22 protein-coding genes and 1 tRNA gene are annotated in these 25,364 nt (G+C 48.9%); 10 read left to right on the top strand and 13 right to left on the bottom strand.

Annotated elements, in window-relative coordinates; all coding sequences use genetic code 11:
- Positions 1–5: 5 nt before the first annotated feature.
- The 8 genes from fliG to DFP83_RS11300 all read right to left on the bottom strand — a co-directional run bounded on the left by fliG (position 6) and on the right by DFP83_RS11300 (position 8,319).
- Complete coding sequence (gene fliG, locus DFP83_RS11335) at positions 6–1,052, bottom strand: flagellar motor switch protein FliG (protein ID WP_110575803.1); 1,047 nt, start codon at positions 1,050–1,052, stop codon at positions 6–8.
- Positions 1,045–2,736 (bottom strand): flagellar basal-body MS-ring/collar protein FliF, encoded by a 1,692-nt coding sequence (fliF, locus tag DFP83_RS11330; protein WP_181416411.1) that lies wholly within the window; start codon positions 2,734–2,736, stop codon positions 1,045–1,047. The genes fliG and fliF overlap by 8 nt, the downstream gene beginning before the upstream one ends.
- Before the next feature lie 44 nt (positions 2,737–2,780).
- On the bottom strand, positions 2,781–3,116 hold the full coding sequence (gene fliE / locus DFP83_RS11325; RefSeq protein WP_071464043.1) for a flagellar hook-basal body complex protein FliE: 336 nt from the start codon (positions 3,114–3,116) through the stop codon (positions 2,781–2,783).
- 87 nt (positions 3,117–3,203) lie between these two features.
- Positions 3,204–4,598, bottom strand: a complete 1,395-nt coding sequence (locus DFP83_RS11320) for a sigma-54-dependent transcriptional regulator (RefSeq protein WP_110575799.1) — start codon at positions 4,596–4,598, stop codon at positions 3,204–3,206.
- Entirely contained in the window at positions 4,591–5,589 is a 999-nt protein-coding gene (locus DFP83_RS11315; RefSeq protein WP_110575797.1) for a sensor histidine kinase, read from the bottom strand. Before DFP83_RS11315 ends, DFP83_RS11320 begins: the two co-directional genes overlap by 8 nt.
- A 100-nt stretch (positions 5,590–5,689) precedes the next feature.
- On the bottom strand, positions 5,690–7,147 hold the full coding sequence (locus tag DFP83_RS11310) for a sigma-54 dependent transcriptional regulator (RefSeq protein WP_110575795.1): 1,458 nt from the start codon (positions 7,145–7,147) through the stop codon (positions 5,690–5,692).
- Positions 7,148–7,158: 11 nt separating this feature from the next.
- Positions 7,159–7,689 carry a DUF1285 domain-containing protein gene (locus tag DFP83_RS11305; RefSeq protein ID WP_110575794.1) on the bottom strand — a complete coding sequence of 177 codons (531 nt, stop codon included), beginning with the start codon at positions 7,687–7,689 and terminating at the stop codon, positions 7,159–7,161.
- A 6-nt stretch (positions 7,690–7,695) separates the two neighbouring features.
- Positions 7,696–8,319: a LuxR C-terminal-related transcriptional regulator gene (locus DFP83_RS11300; protein WP_110575792.1), complete on the bottom strand. Its 624-nt coding sequence runs from the start codon at positions 8,317–8,319 to the stop codon at positions 7,696–7,698.
- 200 nt (positions 8,320–8,519) lie between these two features.
- Between DFP83_RS11300 and DFP83_RS11295 the strand changes: the two genes are divergently transcribed.
- From DFP83_RS11295 to pdxH, 3 genes are read left to right on the top strand one after another with little or no spacing between them, the layout of a single operon-like run.
- Complete coding sequence (locus DFP83_RS11295; RefSeq protein ID WP_181416410.1) at positions 8,520–10,196, top strand: amidohydrolase; 1,677 nt, start codon at positions 8,520–8,522, stop codon at positions 10,194–10,196.
- Positions 10,189–11,736, top strand: coding sequence for a response regulator (locus DFP83_RS11290; protein ID WP_110575789.1), 1,548 nt, complete (start codon positions 10,189–10,191; stop codon positions 11,734–11,736). The genes DFP83_RS11295 and DFP83_RS11290 overlap by 8 nt, the downstream gene beginning before the upstream one ends.
- A 13-nt stretch (positions 11,737–11,749) precedes the next feature.
- Positions 11,750–12,391 (top strand): pyridoxamine 5'-phosphate oxidase, encoded by a 642-nt coding sequence (pdxH, locus tag DFP83_RS11285; RefSeq protein WP_110575787.1) that lies wholly within the window; start codon positions 11,750–11,752, stop codon positions 12,389–12,391.
- On the opposite strand, the gene DFP83_RS11280 is transcribed toward pdxH, so the two are convergent.
- Positions 12,388–13,455 (bottom strand): Ldh family oxidoreductase, encoded by a 1,068-nt coding sequence (locus tag DFP83_RS11280; RefSeq protein WP_110575785.1) that lies wholly within the window; start codon positions 13,453–13,455, stop codon positions 12,388–12,390. The two genes, pdxH and DFP83_RS11280, sit on opposite strands and share 4 nt — an antisense overlap.
- A 72-nt stretch (positions 13,456–13,527) precedes the next feature.
- Here DFP83_RS11280 and DFP83_RS11275 point away from each other — a divergent pair, with 72 nt between their 5' ends.
- The 4 genes from DFP83_RS11275 to DFP83_RS11260 all read left to right on the top strand — a co-directional run bounded on the left by DFP83_RS11275 (position 13,528) and on the right by DFP83_RS11260 (position 17,583).
- Positions 13,528–14,571, top strand: coding sequence for a 6-phosphofructokinase (locus DFP83_RS11275; protein ID WP_110575784.1), 1,044 nt, complete (start codon positions 13,528–13,530; stop codon positions 14,569–14,571).
- A 16-nt stretch (positions 14,572–14,587) separates the two neighbouring features.
- Complete coding sequence (gene speB / locus DFP83_RS11270; RefSeq protein WP_110575782.1) at positions 14,588–15,502, top strand: agmatinase; 915 nt, start codon at positions 14,588–14,590, stop codon at positions 15,500–15,502.
- Between the two features lie 4 nt (positions 15,503–15,506).
- Positions 15,507–17,417: a biosynthetic arginine decarboxylase gene (gene speA / locus DFP83_RS11265; RefSeq protein WP_110575779.1), complete on the top strand. Its 1,911-nt coding sequence runs from the start codon at positions 15,507–15,509 to the stop codon at positions 17,415–17,417.
- A 90-nt stretch (positions 17,418–17,507) separates the two neighbouring features.
- Positions 17,508–17,583, top strand: a tRNA-Phe gene (locus tag DFP83_RS11260).
- Between the two features lie 171 nt (positions 17,584–17,754).
- On the opposite strand, the gene DFP83_RS11255 is transcribed toward DFP83_RS11260, so the two are convergent.
- From DFP83_RS11255 to DFP83_RS11240, 4 genes are all read right to left on the bottom strand, one after another.
- Positions 17,755–18,984 carry a sensor histidine kinase gene (locus DFP83_RS11255; RefSeq protein WP_110575777.1) on the bottom strand — a complete coding sequence of 410 codons (1,230 nt, stop codon included), beginning with the start codon at positions 18,982–18,984 and terminating at the stop codon, positions 17,755–17,757.
- Positions 18,984–19,688, bottom strand: coding sequence for a response regulator transcription factor (locus DFP83_RS11250; RefSeq protein ID WP_110575775.1), 705 nt, complete (start codon positions 19,686–19,688; stop codon positions 18,984–18,986). The genes DFP83_RS11255 and DFP83_RS11250 overlap by 1 nt, the downstream gene beginning before the upstream one ends.
- Before the next feature lie 13 nt (positions 19,689–19,701).
- Positions 19,702–22,095: a TonB-dependent receptor gene (locus DFP83_RS11245; protein WP_110575773.1), complete on the bottom strand. Its 2,394-nt coding sequence runs from the start codon at positions 22,093–22,095 to the stop codon at positions 19,702–19,704.
- A 291-nt stretch (positions 22,096–22,386) separates the two neighbouring features.
- Positions 22,387–22,725, bottom strand: a complete 339-nt coding sequence (locus DFP83_RS11240) for a thioredoxin family protein (protein ID WP_110575771.1) — start codon at positions 22,723–22,725, stop codon at positions 22,387–22,389.
- 196 nt (positions 22,726–22,921) lie between these two features.
- On the opposite strand from DFP83_RS11240, the gene DFP83_RS11235 reads away from it, so the two are divergent.
- The 3 genes from DFP83_RS11235 to DFP83_RS11225 all read left to right on the top strand — a co-directional run bounded on the left by DFP83_RS11235 (position 22,922) and on the right by DFP83_RS11225 (position 25,354).
- A complete protein-coding gene (locus DFP83_RS11235; protein ID WP_110575769.1) occupies positions 22,922–23,929 on the top strand; it encodes a hypothetical protein in 1,008 nt (335 codons plus the stop codon).
- Between the two features lie 138 nt (positions 23,930–24,067).
- Positions 24,068–24,712 (top strand): DUF1707 SHOCT-like domain-containing protein, encoded by a 645-nt coding sequence (locus DFP83_RS11230; protein WP_110575767.1) that lies wholly within the window; start codon positions 24,068–24,070, stop codon positions 24,710–24,712.
- A gap of 24 nt (positions 24,713–24,736) precedes the next feature.
- The gene (locus DFP83_RS11225; RefSeq protein ID WP_110575765.1) at positions 24,737–25,354 is read left to right on the top strand and encodes a glutathione S-transferase family protein; all 618 of its coding nucleotides are present in this window, start codon (positions 24,737–24,739) and stop codon (positions 25,352–25,354) included.
- Positions 25,355–25,364 lie beyond the last annotated feature (10 nt).

The raw sequence follows: 25,364 nt of genomic DNA, 5'->3' as shown, positions 1-25,364 counted from the left end.
TCATATTATAAGAACTCGTCGCCGCCGCCACCACCGAGCATTATCTCGCCAGCGTCAGCTAAGCGGCGCGCGACAGCAAGAATGTCTTTCTGGGCTGCCTCCACATCGCTAATGCGAACAGGCCCCATGGCTTCGAGGTCATCACGCAACATGTCACCCGCTCGTTTCGACATATTTTTGAATACTTTCTCTTTAACGTTGTCATCAGCACCTTTAAGTGCTTTCTGTAAAGTATCGCCATCAACTTCACGCAACAATGTCTGAATACCACGGTCGTCGACATCGATAAGGTTTTCGAACACAAACATCAGGTCTTGAATCTGCTGACTCATTTCTTCGTCTTGCTCGCGGATAGCGTCCATCAGCTGACCTTCGATATTGGTATCCAAGTAGTTCATGATATCCGCAGCCGCTTTCAAGCCGCCCATCTTCGCCGCTTGTGCACCTGCTTGACCCGCAAACTGTTTCTCCATGATCTCGTTCAGCTCTTGCAGTGCAGCTGGTTGCACTTCCTCTAAGTTAGCAATCCGCATCATCAGGTCTAAACGCACTTTTTCTGGGAACTGAGCCATTATTTCAGCACTCTGCTCGGCATCAAGATAAGACAGCACAATCGTTTGAATCTGAGGGTGTTCGTTACGAATAATGGTTGCGACCTGCTTCGAGTCCATCCACTTGAGTGAATCCAAGCCTTTCGCACCGCCACCCATGACGATCTGCTCAATCAGGTTACCCGCTTTATCTTCACCCAATGCAGAGGTCAATGCCTTACGGACAAACTCCTCACTCTTGAAGCCGATGTTGGTAAATCGTTGGATTTCCTCTAAAAACAGATTATGAACCGCGTTGACTTTGTCTTGGTTAAAGTCTTCGAGACTTGCCATTGCAGTACCCACTTTCTGCACCTGTTTGGGTTCCAAGTGTTTAAGAATTTGTGCGGCATCTTCCTCAGACAAACTTAATAATAAGATGGCCGCTTTTTCGACGCCCTCAAGCTGAGTGACGTCGTATTCTTGTTCTCTGCGTTTGGTACGCATATCTGTATTAGGCATCTTCGTTTAACCACGCTTTAACCACTTGAGAAGATAGTTCAGGCTCATTCGCAACCAATGCACGTACGGCCTTCAGCAAATCTTCATCTTTATGCAAGTCGGGAAGTTGTAAACTTCCGTCAGGTCCAAATCCAACTGAACTTTCATCAAACTGAGACGATAACAAGTCGATCGTCTCATCACCCATCATTTCATCGTCTTCGAGCATTGAGTTAGCATCATCGTCCAACTCCTGAGTTGGATTGATGAGTTTCTTCAGCATTGGGCGAACGACCGCCAATATCAATACCAGAATCACTAAGCCGCCCATCACCAGACGCGCCGCGCGCCAGAACCAAGGCTGATCCCAAATGGCTGTCTCGCCCGCGCCGAGGTCAGGCAACCGCGCGAAAGGCACTGAGACGACCTCAATCGTATCACCTCGACTTAGATCATAGCCAATCCCACCTTGTAAAAGGCGACGAATATTCTCTAGTTGCTCCGGTGAAGCCGGGGTCGACACTTGCTCACCTTCGGCATTAGTCGTTGTTGGCTGGTTAACGGCAACTGATACACTCAAACGCTCTATCGTGCCCGTTTGGTTGCGAGTATAGCTCACCGTGTTGTCGAGCTCATAGTTGCGCGTTGCTTCGCGATGCAAAGAGCCACTCGCGTCACGTTGACTCGCTCCGCTGCCTGCCTCTTCTGGGATATCTGACTCTAAAGGAGGCTGGTTGCTCAATGCCCCAGGAATGCCACCAATCGCTGAGCCTGCACTGCGGTTTTCGACTGTCATTTCGCTGCGAATAGCTGGCATATCTGGATTATATAGCCGTTGAGTCTTTTCAGATTGCGTGAAATCCATAGTGACATCAACTTGTGCCGTATAGTTATCGTAGCCCAGAACAGGGATCAGAATACTATCAATCTTGTTGAGATACTCTTCTTCGCGTTTGCGCTCAAGCTGGTATTCGCGACTATTCGTTGCCGCCAATGCACTTTGGGACCCTGAATTTAGCAACCGACCATTTTGATCCGTTACGGTAACTTGCGAGGTTTCTAAACTAGTGACAGATGAAGCCACCATATCAACGATAGAAGCAATTTCTTCCTCGCTGAGTGATTGATTGCCTCTTACATTGAGCATAACAGAAGCTTTGGGCTGCTTCTCTCGGCGTGCAAACACGTTCTCTTTGGGAACAGCGAGAAGTACACGTGCCGCCGACACAGCGCGCATTTCTTCAATGGCGCGTGCTAACTGTATTTCACGCGAGTGGATGAGGCGCTCACGTTCTAAACGTTGGCTCACCCCAAAACCCGGCTCGCTCATCAAAATATCTGAGCCCGAGCTCTCCGACTGACCGTAGTCTACGCCCGCTCGAGTGAGTTGTAATTTCACTGCGTCATAGTTTTCTTCGGGTACCGATACAACGTTACCCTCTACTTTATATTCGATGTTATTCGCATCAAGGTAGTCAAGCGTACCGACAAGCTGCTCGGTTTCCATCTTAGCCAATGGACGGAAAGTCGACTCTTGGGCCCAGAGCATGATAAAGACGGCAATGGCAACGCAAATGGCAAGCGCCAAAATTACGACAACCTGGCGTAACATATCAAAGTTAGCCAATTTATCGACAATACTTTGCTTCTCGCCAGCTTGGTCGTTTGTCTCTGCCGAGTTACTACCCGCGCCTTCTGTTACCATTAAATCTGTTGATTCAGCCACAGCTTATTCTCCAACTAGGACGGTTATACCGGCATTGACATGATTTCTTTGTACGCTTCTACCATTTTGTTGCGCACCTGCACCGTAGCTTCAAAAGCAATACTGGCTTTCTGACTGGCAATCATGGTTTGTTCAAGCGTGACATTCGGATCGCCGAGCTCCATACGCGTTTTCAAGTCGCCAGAGGTTTGCTGTAGCTCATTGACATTATCTACGGCCATTTTCAAAAGGTTAGAAAAGTCAGCATTTGCCGAATTCTCGACTTTTAACGCATTATTATTTTGTGCTTGGTCAAGATTGGCCGATTGAGTTGTCAGTTCGCGCCATTGTTGATAGGCCGCGTTGGCATCTACTTTCATCTTTTTCTCCGTCAAAAAACTTACGGCTTAACGTGTTAGTTAAGATGATGCAAGTAGAGTGCCAACTCCAAAAAGGTGGGCAATTAATTAGAGGTTTAAACCATTATCTCTTATTTTCGCTAGCTTATAACGCAAGGTTCGGGGTGAGATTCCAAGCTCTTCGGCAACAGGCTTACGTTTACCCTGATGACGTTCCAATGATTGTTTAATAATCCGATATTCTTGCATGAATAAGGATTCGCCCAAGTCCTCACTATGCGCTGGCTCTGCCCACATAGCGGATTCTTGCTTAGGGTGGGAATCCACCAGTTGAGCATTTTGCGAAACTTGTTCAGGCAGAACTTGGGTTCCCGGTACAACATCTAACATGAGGTCTGAGGCTTGAATTTCTCCCTCTTGTCGTAACACTAAAGCACGTTGAATGACATTTTCTAACTCACGGATATTTCCCGGCCAACTATGAATACGTAACTGCTGCTTCGCTGATTCCGATAGCTTTACGGGCTCTCGGATACCGAGTCGTTGACGGTGTCGTGCAATTAGCGATTCAGCAATCGGCTCGATATCGTCGCGCCGCTGAGCGAGAGGGAGCCAATGCAGAGGAAAAACGTTCAAGCGGTACATCAGATCTTCACGAAATGTTCCTTCGGCGACTGCTGTTTTTATATCACGGTTTGAGGTTGCAATAATGCGCACGTCTAACCGTATTGCTTGGCGAGCGCCCAAACGCTCGACTTGACGCTCTTGAATCACACGCAAAAGCTTGGCTTGCAGAGCGATATCCATTTCCGTCACTTCATCCAGCAAGAGCGTCCCCCCTTGCGCCAGCTCAAATTTGCCGGGCGAGGATTGTGTGGCGCCAGTGAAAGCTCCTTTTTCATAACCAAACAACAGTGATTCCAGCATAGTTTCAGGGATCGCTGCACAATTCACCGCGACAAAAGGACGCTGACCGCGCCCCGACTGCTGATGGATGTACCTTGCAAGTACTTCCTTACCTGTACCACTGGGGCCCGTTATAAGGACGGTTGCGTTCGTGCGTGCCACTTTTTTGGCCAGTTCCAGCAGCGCTAAACTCGACTTATCACGCACCACAATCCCGTCACTTGCAGCTTCGTCTATCGGGGCGTAGCGTTGTACCAAATGCGTCAATTCGTCGATCGAAAAGGGTTTACTTAGGTAATCAATTGCGCCTTCGCGCATCGCGACGACGGCATCATCGACTTTAGCGTAAGCGGTCATCATCACGATCGGTACATTAATCTGCAGATGCTTTATGTTTCGAAGTAGCTGCAAGCCATTCATACCAGGCATTTGCACGTCACTGACGACCAAATCGACTTTATGTTTCTTTAGCTTAAGTAATGCCGACTCACCGCTATCTGCATGCAAGCACTGATAATTTGCGAGCTCAAGTGTATCGGTGATGGCCTCTCTTAAAGCCGCGTCGTCCTCTACCACTAATACAGTAGGACTATCCATAACGCACCTCCAAGTCAGGTTGCTGAATTGTGGGAAACAAGACAATAAAGTCACTGCCGCGACCTTTTTCAGACCGCCATTCGATCTCACCGCCGTGGGCTTTTACCACCGTATCGACTACGGCGAGGCCCAGCCCTGTGCCGTGAGGTTTATTGGTCGCAAATGGCGTAAATAGTCGGGCTTTCATGGCTTCATCAATCCCCTTACCCTGGTCACTGACACGACAGCGCCACTGACCGCCATGACTAGAAGCCTCAACAACTATCGATTGCCCTGGGCTGCTTGCATCAATGGCATTGGTAATCAGGTTTTGGATTGCGCCAGCGACCGCTGTCTTGTTGATTTTTAAGGTGGGTGTTGAAGTGTCGTGGCGCCATTGGATAGCAATGCTTCGCTGTTTGGCATATGCTTCAACCGTTTGCTCTATGTGTGTCATTAGCTTGTTGGCGCTGACATTCGAAAGCGTACTTTGTTGACCACTTTTGGCAAACAACAGCATGTCATTTACATGATGCTCAAGGTCATGTAACCGCGCTTTGAGTTTTCCGCTAAAGTTGACACGTTTTTCTGTATCTAGATTACTTGTCGAAAGGTGTTCTGCGTAAAGTAAAGCAGTAGCTAACGGAGTACGTATTTGGTGAGCTAACGAAGCAACCATTCTGCCCATTGACGAAAGGCGTTGTAAGTGGGCAAGTTGAGCTTGCAGATCGCGAGTTTCAGTCAAGTCAGTCAGCACAACAAGCTGACCAGGCTGATCTGGCAGACTCGACACATCAACCCGCACACGGCGTCCGTTATGCAAAGACACTTCATGCCAGTCATCGGCTTTGGGTGTGAATGTACGGGCGACACAGTCGCGCCATAATTCACCACATAGATTGGCCCCCATCAATTTGACACTATTGGGGTTACAGTAATCGACAATGCCCTGCCCATTCACCAAAATGACGGCATTCGGCATTGCATCAATAAGTGCATGATTAGATTGCATTGGTTAGCGCATCCTAAAAAAGTTCTACGCTAACCATGCAAAAGATATGCCTGATTTTTATTATTTATTTCAGATACTTAGACGCGTCAAAATTCCATCACTATACTTTAGCGATGTCGTACTTCTTCATTTTTTCAACCAAAGTTGTGCGTCTCATACTCAGTAACTCAGCGGCTTTAGCAACCACTCCGTCTGCACGTTCAAGTGCTTGTTTAATCATTTCAACTTCAATCTCAGCCAGCATATCTTTTAGATTGAGTCCCGTTTCCGGGATTTCGGCAGCAGAAGTCGGTAACGAAACAAGTTCTTCTTCGTCGAGATCATCTTCGTCGTCATCAGAAAAAATGGCGTTCAGCGCATCTCTTTCCTGCAACTCGTCTGGGTATTCTGGCGTGATTTCTTCACTATCGATGTGCCTATATTTGTGCGGTAAATCACTTACATCAACCAACTGATTAGGGTGAGTAATAGAGAGTCGCTCAATCAAGTTAGATAGCTCCCGAACGTTGCCCGGCCAAGGGTGAGCCTCTAGAGACTGCATCGCACGCTCGGTAAAGCGTATCCCAATACCGCGCTCTTCTTTAAAGCGCCGAGCAATTTCACGCAGTAATAAAGGCACGTCCTCTGAGCGTTCACGGAGCGCAGGCACCTCGATAGGAAACACGTTTAGGCGGTAATAAAGGTCCTCACGAAATCTTCCATCGGCAATCATGTCTTCTAATTGACGGTGTGTTGCCGCAACGACTCGAACGTCAGCAGTTATACTTTTGCTACCACCAATGCGTTCGAAAATGCGCTCTTGCAAAACACGTAATAGCTTCACCTGCATAGGCAAAGGCATATCACCAATTTCGTCCAAAAATAGTGTGCCACCCTGGGCTAACTCGAAACGGCCCTTGCGCACGCCAATAGCGCCAGTAAACGCGCCTTTTTCATGTCCGAAGAGTTCACTTTCAAGCAAATCTGGGGGGATCGCACCGCAGTTAACCGGTACGAAGGGTCCATGACAGCGCGATGACAGCTGGTGTATGCCGCGTGCCACCACCTCTTTACCTGTACCGGACTCTCCTAACACAAGTACGTTTGCCTCGCTGCCCGCCACCTGCTGGATGAGTTTACGAATCTCGCGGATATCGTAGCTTTGACCTACTAATTTGGTTTCAAGCACATCAGCAACCTGACCGGATTGCGCGCGTTGGCTAGGTAAATGGCGGTGATAGGCTTGGCAATATCGAATTAGGTGCGAGAGCTCATCGTAGCTTAACGAATCGGTGATTTGCCCGACAACATTGGCTTTTCGAAACGCACTCTCGTGGCGTTCATTAGCACGGATAAAGGGCAGGTTGGGATACTCATTAGCCAATGACTCGAGGTCATCAATACAATCGCCAGCAATAATGCATAGCGCATTGTCTAACTGCTCATCGGTTAACCACTGGGTATGGCATTCAACGAGTTCGCCCATAAAGTCGAGCACTGTCTGTAGTTGCTTCTTACGCTCTGTATTGGACTCAAGTACGTAAATGACTCGAGCATCTCTAGTTGAGGATTTTACCACAAATCAACCCTTTAATTTTTCAGCCGACCAATCACAAAGTCATATCCAGCGCTATGAAGAAATAATTCTGTTACATCACCGAGCGTTCGTTGCTTCGCAACTTCTACCCATTGATAAAAAACATTGCGATGAACTTTTGCTGTCAAGCCTGTCGGAAGTTCGAAATAAGGTATGTCATCCTTAACATAACTTAACAGTTGCTGATTCAAAATATATCGTTCATCAATATTAGTGACAACTTGAATTACTGTTTCACCCTCGTAATCGTAAAATTGCCAGTCAACAATCAGAAATGGAGCGTCCTCGACACTTATTTTAACTTTTTCTGCGGGGGTTATCAGAAAATACTCGCCCGCCTCAAAAGTCAGTACTGATGCAAAAAGCTTCACGAGCGCTGAGCGCGTTATGGGAGAGTCTTGGTATAGCCACTCGCCCTGAGCGTTAATGTGCATCGGAATTTCGCCACAGTACGGCGGATCCCACTTTTCAGTGGGAGCATGATGATACGACTCAAGCTGTTTAGCTAAATCGCTTAGTGACATAGGCAACTAATCAACAAGTTTTTTCTGACGTAATAAGTACCAAAGCGTCGCTTCCGTACGGTTCGATACCTTAATCGCTTTAAAAATCGCAGACAAATGGACACGGATAGTACCCTCTGTAATACCCAAAATGTTTGCAATTTCTTTATTAGATAGACCTTGAGCTAATAGCTGCATAATTTCAAGTTGGCGTGGCGATAAAAAGCTCTCGGCACCGCTACTTTTGTTGCGGGGCTCGTTAAGATTAGGATCGTCTGGCAAATAGCGATCTCCGTTTAACAATCCACGAATAGCCATCTTTGCCTGTTCAGCGGTAGCGTCTTTGGGTAAATAACTACGCACACCCGCCGCCATTACTTGACGTACATCACCAATCGCCTTCGCCTTGGTAAAAAGGACCAAGTGCGCGGAAGGTGCGAGTCGCTTAAGGCGCTGTAACGCCGGGCGGATTTCTTCATCGGGCAATTCCATCTCTACGAAGATGATATTGAACTCATCCGCCTTAAGATAGTTCTCGGCGACTGCAAACGAATCAGCCTCGTAAATTGCTGGCTGTGTTGCATAGTTGGTCAGTAATTGTATGAGCCCTGAACGCATGAAGAACGATGGATCAATTATTAAAATCTTCATCTGGTTTCTCTCGTTTAAAATCCTTGCCTATTTAACTTTTAGCATACCCGAATTAGACAACAGAGCAAGTCTTCAAGCAATTTAATATGCTTTGTTAGACCATTTGTTAAGTTTATTAACAGGTATGTGATCTTTGCACTTTATGCATTCGTGCAAAAACCTTGTATAGTAAGCGAACGGCTCATTTACAGGGAATTATTATGAGATTACTCAGTCATTTAATTCTGACCTCATTGATTGCGGTCAGTGCTCTATCAACTACCTCAATTAAAGCACAGACAGTTTATACAAATGTTAACGGATACACGCTAACAAGCCCTGCTGGGCAGGATGCGCAACTTGAGCAATTCAGCGCATTTGCCGTCCGCAATGGCAAGTTTACCGCCATGGGTGACGCAAACCTGACGCAGCAATTTCCTAATTTCAAACAGGTTGATTTAAACGGTAAGACCGTACTGCCGGGGCTTATCGATGCCCATGGCCATGTGCTTGGATTAGGTTTGAGCCTGTTGCAAGTTGATCTTCGTGAGAGCAAATCGGCTTCTGATGCAGTCAGCGCCGTCAATGCGTATGCCCAGCAGCACGGTGACCTTAAATGGATTAAAGGGCGTGGCTGGAACCAAGAAAACTGGCCGAGTAAACGTTTTCCTACCGCCAAACAGCTCGACGAATTCGTAGCTGATCGTCCTGTCGTTTTAACGCGAGTTGATGCTCACGCGGTATGGCTTAACTCAAAAGCGCTCGAAGTCGCAGGTATCACTAGTGAGACAGTCGCGCCTGATGGCGGACAGATTATTAAGGATGCTGAAGGCAATCCCACCGGTATTCTAATCGATAATGCAATGAACTTAATTGAAGCGCACATTCCAGAGCCTTCAGCCAGTGAGAAGAAACAAGCGTTTCAGTTAGCATTCGATCATTTGCTATCAGTCGGTATTACCTCGGTACATGATGCGGGTGTGCCTGCCGTCGACCTGTCAATTTACAAAGGCATGCAACATCAAGGTGCCATGCCAATGCGCGTCTATCCGATGATTGCAGCGACTGAACCGCAATTACCCCAGTTACTTGCTGAGGGCCCTTACCGCAGTGATGACGACAAACTGTTTATTCGTAGCGTTAAAATCTATGCCGATGGCGCATTGGGCAGTCGCGGTGCGGCGTTACTAGAACCTTACAGTGACGACCATGACAACCATGGTCTGTTGGTCACCTCGGTTGATAACATTCGTCAACTGTACGAGCTTATCATCCCTTATGGCTTCCAAATAAATACTCACGCCATTGGCGACCGTGCGAACCGTATTGCCCTTGACGCCTTTGCCGAGTTTTATCAAACCCTAGGCGGTCGTAACCTGCGTAATCGTATTGAACACGCGCAGATCGTCAACGTTGACGACCTCAACCGGTTTAAAGACTTAAATATCATCGCTTCAATGCAGCCAACGCACGCCACAAGTGACAAAAATATGGCAGAAGCTCGACTGGGTAAGGCACGTATGGAAGGCGCATATGCGTGGCATACCTTACTTGAGCAGGGGACTATCATTGCTGCTGGTTCTGATTTTCCAGTAGAGCTTGCGAACCCATTTTATGGTTTGCATGCAGCCGTGACTCGCCAAGATCGCCAAGACATGCCAGCCGGCGGTTGGTACGCGGAAGAATCAATGTCTCTTGAACAAGCGCTACGTGCGTTTACCATCGATGCGGCGTATGCTGGATGGCAAGAGGACACCCTCGGTTCGATTGAACCTGGTAAATGGGCCGACTTCATCGTCTTAGACCGTGACCCGTTCGCCATTGATGCAAAAGAAATTTGGCAAGTGGGTGTTGAACAAACCTTTGTCGCTGGTGAACAGGTATTTTCAAATGAATGATGATTTCCTATTTTCTGAGGACGAGCCAGAGGAGGAGGTTGTCTCGACAGCCCCTCCTTATGAAATTTTAATCGTGGATGATGATGAAGAAATTCATACCATCACCAAGATGGCGCTCGCCGACTTTAAACTGGATGGCCGCCCACTTAAGTTTCATTCCGTCTATTCAGGCGAACAGGCGAAGGCATTTTTGGCAGATAATAAACAGATCGCGATGACACTGCTTGATGTCGTGATGGAAACCGACCATGCCGGACTCGATGTGGCGCGTTGGATCCGCCAAGAATTGCAGAACCGCCTGATCCGTATCGTATTGCGTACTGGACAACCGGGCCAAGCCCCAGAAGAAGATGTCATCGCCCGATACGATATTGATGACTACAAAGAGAAGACGGAACTCACCTACCGTAAGCTGGTAACCCTAATGTACTCATGCTTACGTGCATATCGCGATCTCAATGCTATTGAGCGCAACAAACGCGGCTTAGAAAAGGTGATTAACGCATCTGCCGAGGTATTCAGCGCCCGCTCTATGCACTCGTTGTGCCAAGGTATTTTGGAACAGTTGGTCGCCCTTATCACGCACTCTGACGATGCCATGTACTGTCGTACGCACGGCTTGACCGCTAAAACGCGTGACAACCAAGAGTTTGAAATTATTGGTGGTACCGGCGATTACGCCCGAGCCGTTGGTCAATCGGTCACGCAAGACATTGATTGGACGCTGGTTAACGAATTACAGAACTTAGAGCGTTCGGTTGTTTTTAGGATCCATAATAATGATTACTATGGTCTCTACAAAACCACCGGTGGTCGTCAATATCTATTGGTCATCAAAGATGTTCGCGAACTTTCTGAGCTCGATCAAAACTTGCTCGGTCTATTTGTGAATAATAGCTCTATTGCTATCGACAACTTGAATTTGCGCGAAACAGAACGTGAAGCGCAACGCGAATTACTTTACTCCGTGGGTGAAGCAATCGAAAAACGCTCGGTGGATAATATCAGTCATCATGTCAAACGGTCGGCAGAGATGGCGGGGCAATTATTAATTGCCACAGGCGCCGGCAGTGAGGAAGCTGAAAAGCTGAAACAAGCGGCATCAGTCTATGATATCGGCAAAGTATCCGTGCAAATGGAGTTGGCGCAAAGTGCCGACGCCCTTTCGATTCACGATTACGAAGAAATTATGAGTAATGTGATCAAAGGCCATGACTACCTGAGTCAAACCGATACCGAGATCGCTCAACTTGCCGCCCGTATTGCTCAGGACATTCATGAGCGTTGGGATGGACGCGGTTTTCCCAGTCGGAAAAAGGGAAAAGCCATTGATATCAATGCGCGTATCCTGTCAATCACTAGTCAATACGATGCACTGCGGACGCAACGTTCTTATCGCGAAGCGCAAGATACAGGTGCCGCCATTGACTATCTCACGCTGCACTCGGGCGAGTTTTTCGACCCAGAGCTCGTGGGGATTATGATTGACCACATTGATGCGATGGAAAAAATCAGACAACGCTACTCAGATATCATTTAATTGCGAGGCTATCATGGATCTACAGTCCATTCGTCGGGATTATAATATTGGGCACTTAACAGAAGCGGACGTACCCAATACGCCGTTTACATTATTCGAAAGTTGGCTTAGCAATGCCGTGGAGTGTGGTTTAAATAGCGACCCCACTGCGATGACCGTGGCGACCGTTGACAGTCAAGGTCAGCCGAGTCAGCGTATCGTTCTACTCAAAGGTTTCGACGAGTCTGGACTGCGTTTTTTCACCAACAAGCAAAGCCATAAAGGCAAAGACCTTGCACTTAACCCCAAGGTATCCTGCCACTTTGCGTGGCTTGCACTCGAGCGCCAGGTGCACTTCCGTGGTCATGCTGAGCCGCTCAGCGAACAACAAAACGACGATTACTTTTATTCGCGCCCATTCGAGAGTCAAATCGCTGCACTGATTTCGAACCAAAGTCAGCCGATTGGCAGTCGTGATGAGCTCGTAAAGTACTATCAGGATCAACTTGAGCAGTACCAAGGTAAGCAAGTACCGCGCCCTAAACACTGGGGCGGTTACCGCATCGTACCCAGCGAGGTTGAGTTTTGGCAAGGTGGCGAACATCGCCTGCACGACCGTTTCTTGTATCGCTTAGAAAGTAACGGCGATTGGGTCGTGCAGCGACTACAACCTTAACGGATTGCGTTGGGTAACGGTTGCTGACAGAACTCAGCGCATTTATTGAGCACCTTGAGCGTCGCGGGCGCATAACGTACTCCCAGCTCCATCTGTTGTCGTTTTCGCGCCAACGCTTGATGACCAGGAATACGCACGGGGTTATTGGCATCAATAGCCTCGGCTGATAGCGTATCGCGGATCAATTCATCGACCTGCGCAATAAAGGTTTTCTGCTCACCAAATGCCGAGGGATCAATCACTTGGATCCAAACGGTGTTGGCATCCCCCTCGTCTTTGCCCTGACTACGACCATACTGTGCCAGTGCCATCGTCCACAACTCACTGAACAAGGTTAAGCCATACCCTTTATAACCGAGTAGCTCGCCACCTAAGGGAGCAATGGCGCTTGCGGGCTCCGAGAAAAAGGTCTCAGGATCATCCGTCCACTCGCCATGCTCGGTCACCAGTGCTTTGTAAGGTAGTTTTTGCTGATTCGCTTTTGCTTGGCGCACCTTACCTGCGGCAGTCATGGATAAACTGATATCCAACAGAATAGGGTCGCTTGAGCTCGGCACACCCACTGCAAACGGATTCGGCGAATACACCGCTTGTTTAGCACCAAACGGCGCAACCGCACGCTGTCCTGGGGTCGAGCACATAAGGCTTATCATCATCCCTTGCTCAGTGGCGAGACTTAAATAAGCGGCTAGCGAAGCAATATGTTGACTGCGGCGCACGGTGATAGTCCCCGTACCCGCTTGCTTCGCCATAAGAATCGCTTCGTTTATCGCCATCGGCACAACATAAGGCCCTGGTAAGCGCTGAGCATCCCAGTTGGCCACTGCCGCCCGCTGTTGCAATACCTGAGGTTGCCCTTTAGGCAGGCTCTCACCACGGTCTAGCCACTGGCAGTTATTAAGGAGACGGATAAGTCCATGGGTGCTATAACCCAACAAATCCCCTTCTAAAAGGTAATACGCCACGTGACGCGCTACTTCGCCAGACGCACCCGCCGTTTGCAGGCATTCCGATGCCCAATCTAACAGTTCATTGTAATCAAACAGACAATCACGCTCGCTCATCAAATTTCCTCTTGGTCAGCGACACTACTAACGGTAAGCTTACACTAATGACCATAGCAAGGAGTAGAACAGGTGTCATCTAGTCGATCAATTGAACGCATTGCCGTAATTACCAGCGGCGGCGACGCGCCCGGTATGAATGCCGCGCTACGCGCAGTGGTATTAGCTGCTGAACACGACGGCATCGACGTCGTGGGTTTTCGTCATGGTTATGAAGGCTTGCTGAACAATGACTATATGAAACTCGGTCGTCATGAAGTCGAACATATACTGCAGTATTCGGGCACTATTATAAAGAGTGCGCGTAGCGAACGTTTTAAATCCGATGAGGGGGGTATCGAGGCGGCTCGCAATCTTGATGCTCAGCATGTCGATGCGTTTATTGTCATTGGTGGCGACGGTTCATTTAGAGGTGCAAATCACCTTGCTAAATTTTGGCAAGGTCCTATTATTGGCATCCCCGGCACCATCGACAACGATCTCTACGGAACTGACCACACGATAGGCTATGACACCGCGGTAGAAACCGCGATGGACGCACTCGATAAAATTCGTGATACAGCAGAAGCCATGGACCGCGTATTCATTGTCGAGGTGATGGGCCGTAATGCAGGCTATATTGCTATCAGTAGCGCCATGGCGAGTGGTGCCGAACGTATGATTTTGCCTGAGTTACAAAAAGATAAACCGCTCACCATCGATGCATTGGTTAAACACGTCGAAGGTGTTAATCGCGTACGAGGCGACTCGAGCTACGTGATGGTACTCTGCGAAAACCAATGGCCCGGTGGCGCCGTACGTTTGGCGGAGCAATTAGAAGATCGACTGAACTTCCCTTGCCGCCCCTGTTTACTCGGCCACGTGCAACGCGGTGGGCGTCCTACCGCAATGGATCGTATTTTAGCGACCCGTTTAGGCGTTTATGCCGTACAACTAGTGCAAGAAGGAATTACCGGCGTGATGGCCGGTATTGAGAGAAACGAGCTGGTCACCACCCCGCTCGAAGACACTTGGGTCAAGCGCAAAGTGCTGAGCCAGGAATTAATAGATATACAGACCAAATGGTTTAACCCGATCAAAAAAGATCGCCATAAAGCCACGGTCGATAAAGCGTAAGTAAGGTATTGTGCCCATGTCAGAAATTTCACTACCAGTGGCTACCAATGATCCTGTTCGCCCATTTTTTGGCGCCGAACGTTCATTTTCGATCCATCCTGGCAGTATCCACATCATTGGCTTTGGCTTTGATGGAACCGCATGTTTTCGTAAGGGAACCAAAGAAGGTCCTGATGGACTTCGCTCGGTCTCAGAAGATATAGAGTCTTATTCCCCCTATCTGGATGCCGATCTGGAAGATTACGAGTTTTTTGACTTGGGTAACCTGCGCTTGGGTTTTGACGACGATGTCGAAGCACAATGGCACCACGCCAATAATGACTTTAATCAGATTTTTGAACCGCTTGATTTAGCGGCAACTAAGACCAAGCTCATCACCTTAGGGGGTGAGCATTCGATTTCGTATGCCCCTATCGTCAAGCATCTTAAGCAATACCCCAATATGGTATTGTTGCACCTCGATGCACACGCGGATTTGCGAGATGGCTTCTTGGGCTATCATTTCTCGCACGCGTCGATTATCCGTCGCGTGGTCGACCATTTTGGTCCCGAACACCAACTCATTCAGTACGGCATCCGCTCAGGTACCCGAGACGAATACACCTGGATGAACCAACAAGGCACGATCCGCAAGTCACGTCAGGACTTTCTTAAGTCAGTTCAGGACATAGCCGGCGACCGCCCTATTTATCTGACACTCGACCTTGACTACTTTGACCCGGCCTTTATGCCCGGTACAGGCACACCAGAACCGGGGGGAGAGGACTTTCATTCATTCGTCAGTTTGATGAAGATCCTGCGCGAGAAAAACTTTATTGGCGCAGATATTGTTGAGTTATCCCCCAAAATTGACCCAACGGGCAACTCAGATGTATTCGCAGCAAAAATTGTTCGCGAAGTATTGTTAACCCTTGAGCAAGCAGGAGCATAAGCCGATGGCAGATTGGACTATCGACCAAGCTGAAGAACTTTACGGTGTGAATCGTTGGGGCGCAGGTTATTTCTCGATTGGCGAGAACGGTAACATCAAAATTGCACCCAACCATCGTTTACCGGATATCACCATCGACATGCGCGAAGTCGTGGATGAAATTATTGCTGAAGGTATTGAGTTACCGGCAGTGATTCGTTTTCACGACATTCTGCGATCTCAGGTTGAGATTATAAATGAAACGTTCAGCAAATGTATTGAAGAAGCTGAATACAAGGGCAAGTACTGTGGTGTGTTCCCGATTAAGGTCAACCAGATGCGCGAGGTGGTCGAAGAGATCATGGACGCAGGCGAACCCTACAACTATGGATTAGAGGCGGGTTCTAAGCCAGAGCTCATGGCTGTCATGGCCTATAATGACAATCCCGAGGCGCTCACAGTCTTAAATGGCTACAAAGATAAAGACTACCTGACATTGGCGCTGCTTGGACGTCAGTTGAAGCGTAAGATGATCATCGTTGTCGAGAAGTTCAGTGAACTCGAAATGCTGATCCCGCTTGCGAAGCAGCTCGGTGTTGAGCCAATGATTGGCTTGCGCTCAAAAATGATGGTGCGTAGCTCCGGTAAATGGGCGGGCTCAAGCGGCGATCGCGCTAAGTTTGGTCTGAGTATTGCCGAAATTCTTAATGCCATTGAACGTTTGCGCGAAGAAGACATGCTGCATTGCGCGAAGTTATTACACTTTCATATCGGCAGTCAGCTCTCGGATATTCGCAAAATTAAAGAAGCGGTATCTGAGGGCGCGCGTTTGTACGCCAAATTGGTACAAGAAGGCGTTGAACTTGAGTACTTAGACATCGGTGGCGGTTTGGGCATCGATTACGACGGCACCAGTTCTACCACCGACTCATCGCGTAACTACTCAACCGAGGAATATGTTGCCGACGTGGTATGGGGCATTAAGCAGGTCTGTGACCTCGAGAACGTCCCTCATCCTAATATCGTTAGCGAAAGTGGCCGTGCCATGACCGCGCATCACAGCTGTGTGGTCTCGAATATTGTGGGTGAAGTAAACCCATCAGGCACCGACTTTGACTTGAGTGCCACCGAGGATGAGCACATCTTGGTGAAAAACATGCGCGACCTATTCATTAATGGCGCACAATATCACCCTCAAGAGCGCTATAACGACGCGGCAGGCTACAAGCAAAGCGCATACGAGGCATTTAAGCTCGGTATCCTCTCGCTGAAAGAGATGGCTAAGCTAGATACCATGTATTGGCGTATTCTCGCCGATATCCACACCGGCCTTGATGAAGAAAGTGCTTTTATTCAAGAGCTGGATGAGCTTGAAGACATGCTGGCGAGTCAGTACCTGTGTAACTTCTCGATTTTCCAGTCAGCTGCGGACACCTGGGCAATTGGTCAAGTACTGCCGATTGTGCCTATCTCGCGCCTTGACGAGAAGCCCGAAGTGCGTTGCTCTATTGCTGATATTACCTGCGACAGTGACGGTAAGCTGAGTAAGTACATTGAAGGCACAGAAATTCGTGAAAACATCCCGATGCATAAACTGAAGAAGGATGAAGCCTATCATGTTGGTTTATTCTTAACGGGCGCCTATCAGGATGTCATGGGTGACATGCATAACTTGTTTGGCCGTTTAACCGAAGTGCACGTGTATTGTCATGACGACGAACCAGGTGACTTTTATATTGAGGAAGTTGTACCGGGTACATCCGCTGAAAAAGTGCTGACGACGATGCAATACAACACCGAATATATGGCTAAGACGGTTAAAAAGCATATTGATCGTCAGGTACGTAAAGGTCACCTGCAACCGCGTGAAGGCGTGCGCTGGACTAACTTTTACGAGAAATGTTTGGCGGGCAGCACCTATTTGCGCGTAGATTAACCGCAAAACGGTGATTTACTGACCAAACGGTAAAAAACCTAAGAAAAGCGGTTGACTCGAAGACGAAAAAAACGTTTAATACGCCTCGTCGCCCGGATAGCTCAGTCGGTAGAGCAGAGGATTGAAAATCCTCGTGTCGGTGGTTCGATTCCGCCTCCGGGCACCACTATTCTGAAAAAGCCCTGCTAGCAATAGCGGGGCTTTTTTGTATCTGCATACCGACACGCGTGTCGGTGCTGTTGCACGACGCGTTCGATTCCGCCTCCGGGCACCACTATTCTGAAAAAGCCCTGCTAGCAATAGCGGGGCTTTTTTGTCTGATCGACTCTCTAGACTATCACCAAGAAAGCCGGGCCATCACACGCTGCTCACCAAAGAGCAGCGAAAAGGACCACCCGTTGCGCTCGCACAGCCGCTCCACGATACCTAACCCGAGACCATACCCGTTAGATGATGCCTCGGCTGATGGGGTCTGCTCGTTAGCGACACTACTCACCTGATTGGTGACTAACAGCTCATTCTGCTTAACGCGAACCGTGATGGGCCCATGTCCGCTAAGCGTATGTTCAAACGCATTACGTATCAGGTTATTCACGGCGATATAGAAAGCTTGTGGATGCCCGCAAACGGTTGGGTTTGCGAGTTCCTCTATATCCACGCTGACGAATTTGTCTTTTAACAGATAGTGCTGTTGCTCAACGGCCTGGTTTACCAGCGGCATGACTAAGAATTGTTGGTTATACAGCCCATCGTCCATCTCCCGAGATAGGCATAAAAACATTTCAATGGTCGTTCTCATGTCGAGTGTGGCTCTTCTCACGCGCTCTAAAGCTTTTACGTCATCGGCGGGTAAATCACTTTGCTCAAGCAGCTCAAGCGCTCCAGTTATCACTGTAATGGGGGTGCGTAACTCGTGGCTGGCTGAACTAGTAAAGTAACGCTCTCTCTCGACAAACGCACTGATGCGCTTTAGAGTTTGCTCAATGGTTCTGGCGAGCAGCCCAACCTCATCGTCACCGAACCGGCCGGACGCGATGCGTTTATGATCATCAACCGACAGCTGCTTAGGATCAATGTTGGCAACAGCTTTGGCCAGGTGCGCGACTGGCGCAACAGCCCTGCGCATAACAACAATCCCCAGCCCAAAACCAAGAATCCCTAACGTACCCACAACGCCGGTGATCACCAGGAGCCACCACCAATCCTCTGAGGACTCCGCCTCAATACCGGCAACATCGAACACCACAAAGGCGTGTCGTTGTTCTTCACCACCGGGTATTACCGCAACATGTAACTCTTCTTTCTCAAACTCGTAAATCCCCTCACCGGGGTTTGTTCGTGCCCACGGCCTGATGGATGCCGGCAAGCTCTCAATCGATTCGTATCCGCGCAGGTTTATTGGCATGGACGGGTAGCTCTCAACGGCACGCTGTAGCTGATGCGTCATAACACGGTCTTCGCTTAACTTAATCGCGGCGAAAAAGGCAAACCCCCAGACCACGCTAAGCACCGCCACACAAATAGCAAATGCAATCGCGACACGCTTACGCAAACTGTGCCGATACATTACTCAGCACCTTCTGCGATTCGGTACCCAATACGATGTACGGTGTGAATTAAGGCTCGCTCAAATGGCCGATCAATCGCCTGCCGCAGTTTGTACATATGCGATCGAAGTGCGTCACCGTCTGGCGGCTCATCAGCCCACAATAAGGTTTCGAGCGCATCACGTGTAACAACCGAGGGTGCCTCCTCCATCAGTCGCTGCAGCAGTTTCATGCCCGCAGGGTTGAGCTCGATTCGTTGTCCCGCGCGATGAACTTGTCGGGTGGAGCGGTTCAAGGTCAAGTCCCCCACCGTTAACAGGTTGTCGGTTCTTCCGCGGTTGCGTTTACGAAGCGCCTGCAGTCGTGCATGCAGTTCCTGTAAGGCGAAAGGTTTCACTAAATAGTCGTCCGCTCCCGCTGCGAACCCCTTAATTTTATCATCCAATGTGTCTCTCGCCGTCAGCATAAGTACCGGCGTATCTAAATTGCCCTCAGCACGCAACTTTTGACAAAAGCTTAAGCCATCCATCCCTGGAAGCATAAGATCGAGAACAATCACGTCAAATGGGTGAGTCAACGCCAGGTGCAATGCACTGATACCATCGTAGGCAAAATCCAGTAGGTAACAATGCTTTTCGAGGTATGCCGCAATGTTGCCGCAGATGTCGCGATTGTCTTCGACAATCAACACTCTGCTAGGCTCTGCACCAAGAACGTGTGCCATTTGTTATTCTCCTTTACCAGGCATAATCCACTCGCAGGCCAATCAGAGGCTCTGCTTCGCTTTCGTCTTTTACTTGCACACCTCGTCGATAGTCAAACTCTGCGTCGTCGCTCGAGGACGCTGCCGTTACGTTGATAACGTCTAGAAAGGCCGTTACATCGATTGGGCCAAACGCACGCCGATAGTCAACGCGGACATTGAACAAGCCGGAACCGCTTTTACGACCGATATTACGCTCGGTGATTTCTTTTGAATAGCGCACCGGTTGCCCCGGTCCCAACACGTCAGCATGAATGATAAATTGATCATCAGGCCGACCGGACAGGTATTTGTAGCGACCCGCCACTTTCCAGCGGTCGTTAATTTCCCAGGTCAAACCGAGCGTGGCAACATGCTCACGACTAAACTCAGCCGCTACATCACCGCGACCATCTTTGCGGTCGACGACCGCATCATTATAGGAGTATGTTGCGGTCGCGTATAAACCCTCTCTGATCATGCCGTTTGCGACAATATCCACACCGTAGGACGAGCCCTCGCCAATGTTGGCAAAGGTTCCGTTTGCGCGATCCAGATCCACCACCAGATTATCGAGGCTTTGATAATAGGCTTCCGTTAACACCGACCAACGCTCACTAGGAAAAAACTGAAAACCGACACTACTGTGCCTGATGTCCTCGTTCTTAAGGTTGTTCGACTCGTTTGCGGCCAGCTCTAAAAACCGAGGTGACTGATGAAAGAGGCCAGCAGTCGCAAAGTATCGTACTTTTGCACTCGGCCGCCAGTTAACGCTAAAGCGAGGCGAGACCAGGCTTTCGTCTGCAAAGCCGTCCCGCTCTAACCTCAGTCCCGTGCTAAAATCCCAATCGCCGCGCTCAAAAACCTGCTCGACATAACCCGCATAATTGGTTTCTTTCCGGTTCAGTGACGAATTGATGTTCTCAGGCGTCAACACGATATACTTTTGATCCGGGTCGGCTCTGAAGTCATCGTCGTCATAAACAAACCGAGTCCAGGTACCATCCAAAACCGTATCATAATCCAGCTCAAGCTGGGTTAATCGAATACCGGCACTTAATACGCCCCATTGGTTCAATGTTTCAAAGTCGCTGCGCCAGCCAATCTCCGTTTCACCTTCACCGATGGTAATGATGTTTTCACGTACCGGAAAGCTGGACGCGGGTGAGCCCTCGGGTACCAGATCAGGGAACGCCTCGCCTTCGGAGCTCAGTTTATCGCTTTGGCGATAGTAGATCTTGTTACTCCACACCGAGTCGTCACCAACCCACGAGCGCAACGTCAGACCGTACAGGTCACTGTCTTGCTCAGAGTCTTGCAACGCAACATCTTCAAAATTAGGCGATTCGGCTACGTGAGTCACGCCGCGCGTATAATCTTCGTGAGTGTCGATAAGCAACACCTCTAACGTGTGTTTATCGTTAATGGGGGTGACCGACTTGATGATGACATCTCTCAACACCGGTTCGCCAATGTCGAGCTCGTCGATAGTTTCGAACAGCGAACCAAAATCCAGTCGCCGTGCCGAGACCAGCATTGTGGCATCTTCGGTAATACCGCTAGGGCCGTCATAGCCCACTTCATAGCCTGCCAGATCGTAGCGAAAGCTAGCGGAAGGGCTTGGGTTTCCGTCAGCCACTTCCAGTTTGAGTAGCGACGCAGCCCGGCCGCCATAAGCGGCGCTCCAGCCACCCGGCGAGAACTCGGCACCACTGATGACGTTGGGTGCAAAAATCGAGAAACGACCACCACCGCCAACATCTTCCTCTTCACCTAACGTTGCATCAAAGTGAATTGCTTTATCAAAAGGAAACTCGTCAACGAACAGCAAATTATCTCTGGGTCCGCGGCCGCGAACACTAAAACTGGCAAATTCACTGGCGGATGCCAAGCCCGGCAAGCCGTCCAAGGAGAGCAGCGGATCGGCTCCTCCTCCAACGGCACTGCGCAACGCTTCTCTGTCCAAGTAGGTGCTGCTAGCGGATGCATAAGCCTCAGCTCGCTGACCTTCGACCGAGATTCTTTCTAAAGCCTCCGCTCTAACTTCGAGCAGTTCAAACGTAATTTTGAGGTTTTTCCGCGTCACCACGCGCACACTCGGCTCATAAAGTGATGCAAACCCGCTTTTATTCACAGCCACGGAATATAAGCCCGGATCGAGTTGTTCAATGATGACACGGCCCTCGGCGTCAGTTTCTATCGACTTTGTAGATCTTGTTTCCCGCTCTATCAGCGTAATCGCCACATTCGCCAGCGGCCTGTCTGTGGTCTGATCTTTAATGATAAAAGTCAACGCCCCGGGCGATTCTGCTGCGTAGGTAAAAAATGGAAAACTGACCAAAGCTGCCCACAGCGCAAGCCACCATACCGTACTAAATTGTCTACTCATGTTGTTACCCTCTCACACCCACTGTCATTTTTTATGGATCGCTGCGAGGCTAGCAAAACTGATGTGACTAAAAAGTCGCCATAATATGAACGCTACATGATCATTAAGACTGGATTACACCCAAACCTTATATTACAAACGATTCTTATTTGTACGATTGTCGCTGTATCGTCTTTTTCATTAGGAGTGAGTAAAGTTGAAAGATCTTTTCGATTCCGCCTCTGGACACCACTCTCCTAATAACATCCAAATGCTTACCCTCCTCGTCGTCTATCCTTGCCGTGTTACGCGCTAATCGCTTTTTGCAATTAACTGACGGATCTCATCCGCGCTCGATGGCCTTGCGATGCGCGCGACTTCCTGGCCATCACGCAAAAATATCAATGTGGGCCAAAGCTTCACTTTAAATGCCCTGCCCAACGGCTTACCCTTGCCGTCATATATTTTTATGTGGCGCATCGCCTTCTGTTCGTTAACCGCCGCTGTTATCGCCGGTTGTGCAGCCTGACAATATCCACACCATGGCGCACCGAACTCAAGCACAACATCACCCGATAGCTCACTGACTTGCTCAAACGTTAATGTTTCTTCCGCGTAGTCTTGCTCAGTGCCCTGTATATCAGTTTTCATTGTTCATGCTCCTCATTTAAATGATTCATTCTAACCAGAGTACATCAACTTTATATCAAGATCGCGTCACTCTTTTGCACTCGGCACAGTCGCCGCGCCGGATTTGTTTCACCGCTTACAGTTTGTAACAAAGCAGATTCGCTTTTCTACGCGCGCGTGATTATTGTTTAATCAAAGTCATTATGAGGGCGTTGACATGTACAGTGACAAAGATATTCGCGCGGCTGTAGAAGCGGGCGTCATGCCTAAACAAACGGCGAATGCGTTTCGTGATTTTATACAACAACAACGCGGTGGCGTGCTCAATCAGGATCAAGAATATATTCCTTTAGTGCACGGATTTAACGACATTTTTGTCGTGATCGCCGCAGTGATTGCGTTAGCCGGTCTCTGGACAATTGGTAATACCGTATCGCCGCTGATCGGTGGTGGTCTAGTGGCCGTTGCAAGTTGGCTGTTGTCGGAATACTTCACCCGTCGCCGACATATGGCACTGCCATCCATCGTGCTATTAGTTACCGCGTTGGGCGGCACTTTGGGTGGCGTGATTATGCAATTGCTTGCCATGGCAGTACGACCCGACATCGCCAGTGGTGTTGCGTTTATTGCCAGCAGTGCGGTTGCCACAGCGCATTGGTTCCGGTTCCGCGTTCCTATCACACTCGCGGCTGGGGTCGCTACGGTCATTGGTATCATTGTGTCGTTCTTAAGCACCACCTGGCTGTTAGACAGTATCTTAATTGACTTAGTGATCATGACGGGCGGGCTGGTGACTTTTGGCATTGCCATGTACTGGGATGCCTCAGACGTTGATCGCACCAGTCGCCGTTCGGATGTCGCATTTTGGCTTCATCTGCTGGCAGCACCACTGATGATCCACCCGTTGTTCAATGTGATCCTTGGCAGTGATTTTGAAATTGGTGTCACTCAGGCAGCAGCCACACTGGTGCTTTACTTGGTTTTAAGTGTTGTGTCACTGATTATCGACCGTCGCGCATTAATGGTTTCTGCGCTCGCGTACGTGATCTTTATCTTCAGTCAGGTACTCACCAGTGTCGGTTTGGTGGACTTAGGCAGTGCGGTTATGGGGCTAATCGTCGGTGCCGGCTTACTGCTTGTGTCGGTGTTCTGGCACCCGCTCCGCAGCGCTTTGGTGTCAAAACTACCTCCAGCGCTACTGAACAAGCTTCCGTCGTTACAATAATGAATAGAGCGGCGCCTGCCGCTCCATTCTAACTTTAATACTAGCATTTGTATGAAATGTGTAAAAATGTGCTTTGAAAAGCGCTCGAAGCGATCCATACTTTTATAACTAAACATCTTATTAACATTTGGAGCCATTATGGCTGTAAAATTTGAAGACCGTCCGCTGGATAAAGTCCGCGAAGAGGTGATAGACCAACTGGTTATGAATTACAGTCATGGTGAGTTATCGCAAGAGGCTTTTGAGGCGCGACTCGATCACGCATTTGATTCCACGACTCATCAGCAGCTCGCCGACTTGGTTGAAGACTTGCCCCTGCAGGTTGATGCGAAATACGAGCAAAGCAAAGCCGCGCGCTTTGACGCACACTCCACCAAAATATTCGCCGGCAGCGAGCACTCGATTGTAGCGGTACTCTCATCGCAAAGCATGAAAGGTGCTTGGCAAGTACCCGCTAAAATTAAAGCCTACAGCGTACTTGGTTCACTCAAGATCGACTTCACTGATGCGCACTTTGAGAGCAATGAGATTCATGTTCAATTACTCGACCTTGTGGGCGACATCAAAATTTTCGTACCTGAGTTTGCTCGTGTGACCTGTAATGTCGCCAACATCATCAGCTCTCTCGATAATCATCTCGAGGCGCCTGTGCAAGAACCTAAGGTTCACATCCATATTTCAGGTTATTCCGTACTCTCTTCTATTGATATCAAAGTGCGCCAAACCATGCGCGAGCGTTTTATTGCATTTGCTGATAAGTTAAAGCGCACTTGGACCGCCTAAAAACAACAACATGGAGTCTAATCAATGAAGTTATACGAAATGGCGAAAGCCCCTAACCCACGCCGTGTGAGAATGTATTTAGCCGAAAAGGGCTTGCTCGATAAAGTCGAGCGCGTCGAGATTGATTTAGCAAAAGGCGAAAACCTGAGTGAATCCTTCAAGGCAAAAAATCCGATGCAAAAAGTACCCGTGTTAGAACTTGATGACGGGACCTATGTGTGCGAAACCACGGCAATTTGTCATTATTTTGAGAACCAGTTCCCAGATACGCCCAAACTACTCGGTGAGAATGCCAACGATAAAGCGATTATCGAACAGTGGACGCGCTGGATAGACTTTTATCTGTTCTATCCTATTGGCATGGGTTTTCAGCACACCACCGATTATTTCAAGCACCGCATGCAGCCAATTCGCGAGTGGGGTCAGCACAATATCAAGGAAGCCGAGCGCTTTTTTGATTTTCTGAACGACCAGCTCGAGGGTAAAGACTTTATTGCCTGCGGTCAGCTCACCGTGGCTGACATCAATGCTTTTTGTTCGGTCGACTTTGGTAAGGTTGTTAACCTTCGCGTTGATGATAGTCGTCCTAATTTATACCGCTGGTATCAAGCGATGAAGCAACGCGCTTCTGCTAAAGTTTAATACGAGCCTT

The sequence above is a fragment of the Idiomarina fontislapidosi genome, assembly GCF_003226255.1.
Classification (GTDB): domain Bacteria; phylum Pseudomonadota; class Gammaproteobacteria; order Enterobacterales; family Alteromonadaceae; genus Idiomarina; species Idiomarina fontislapidosi.
The sequence above is the reverse complement of the archived record's forward strand: the minus strand, read 5'-3'. Positions and strand labels throughout refer to the sequence as shown.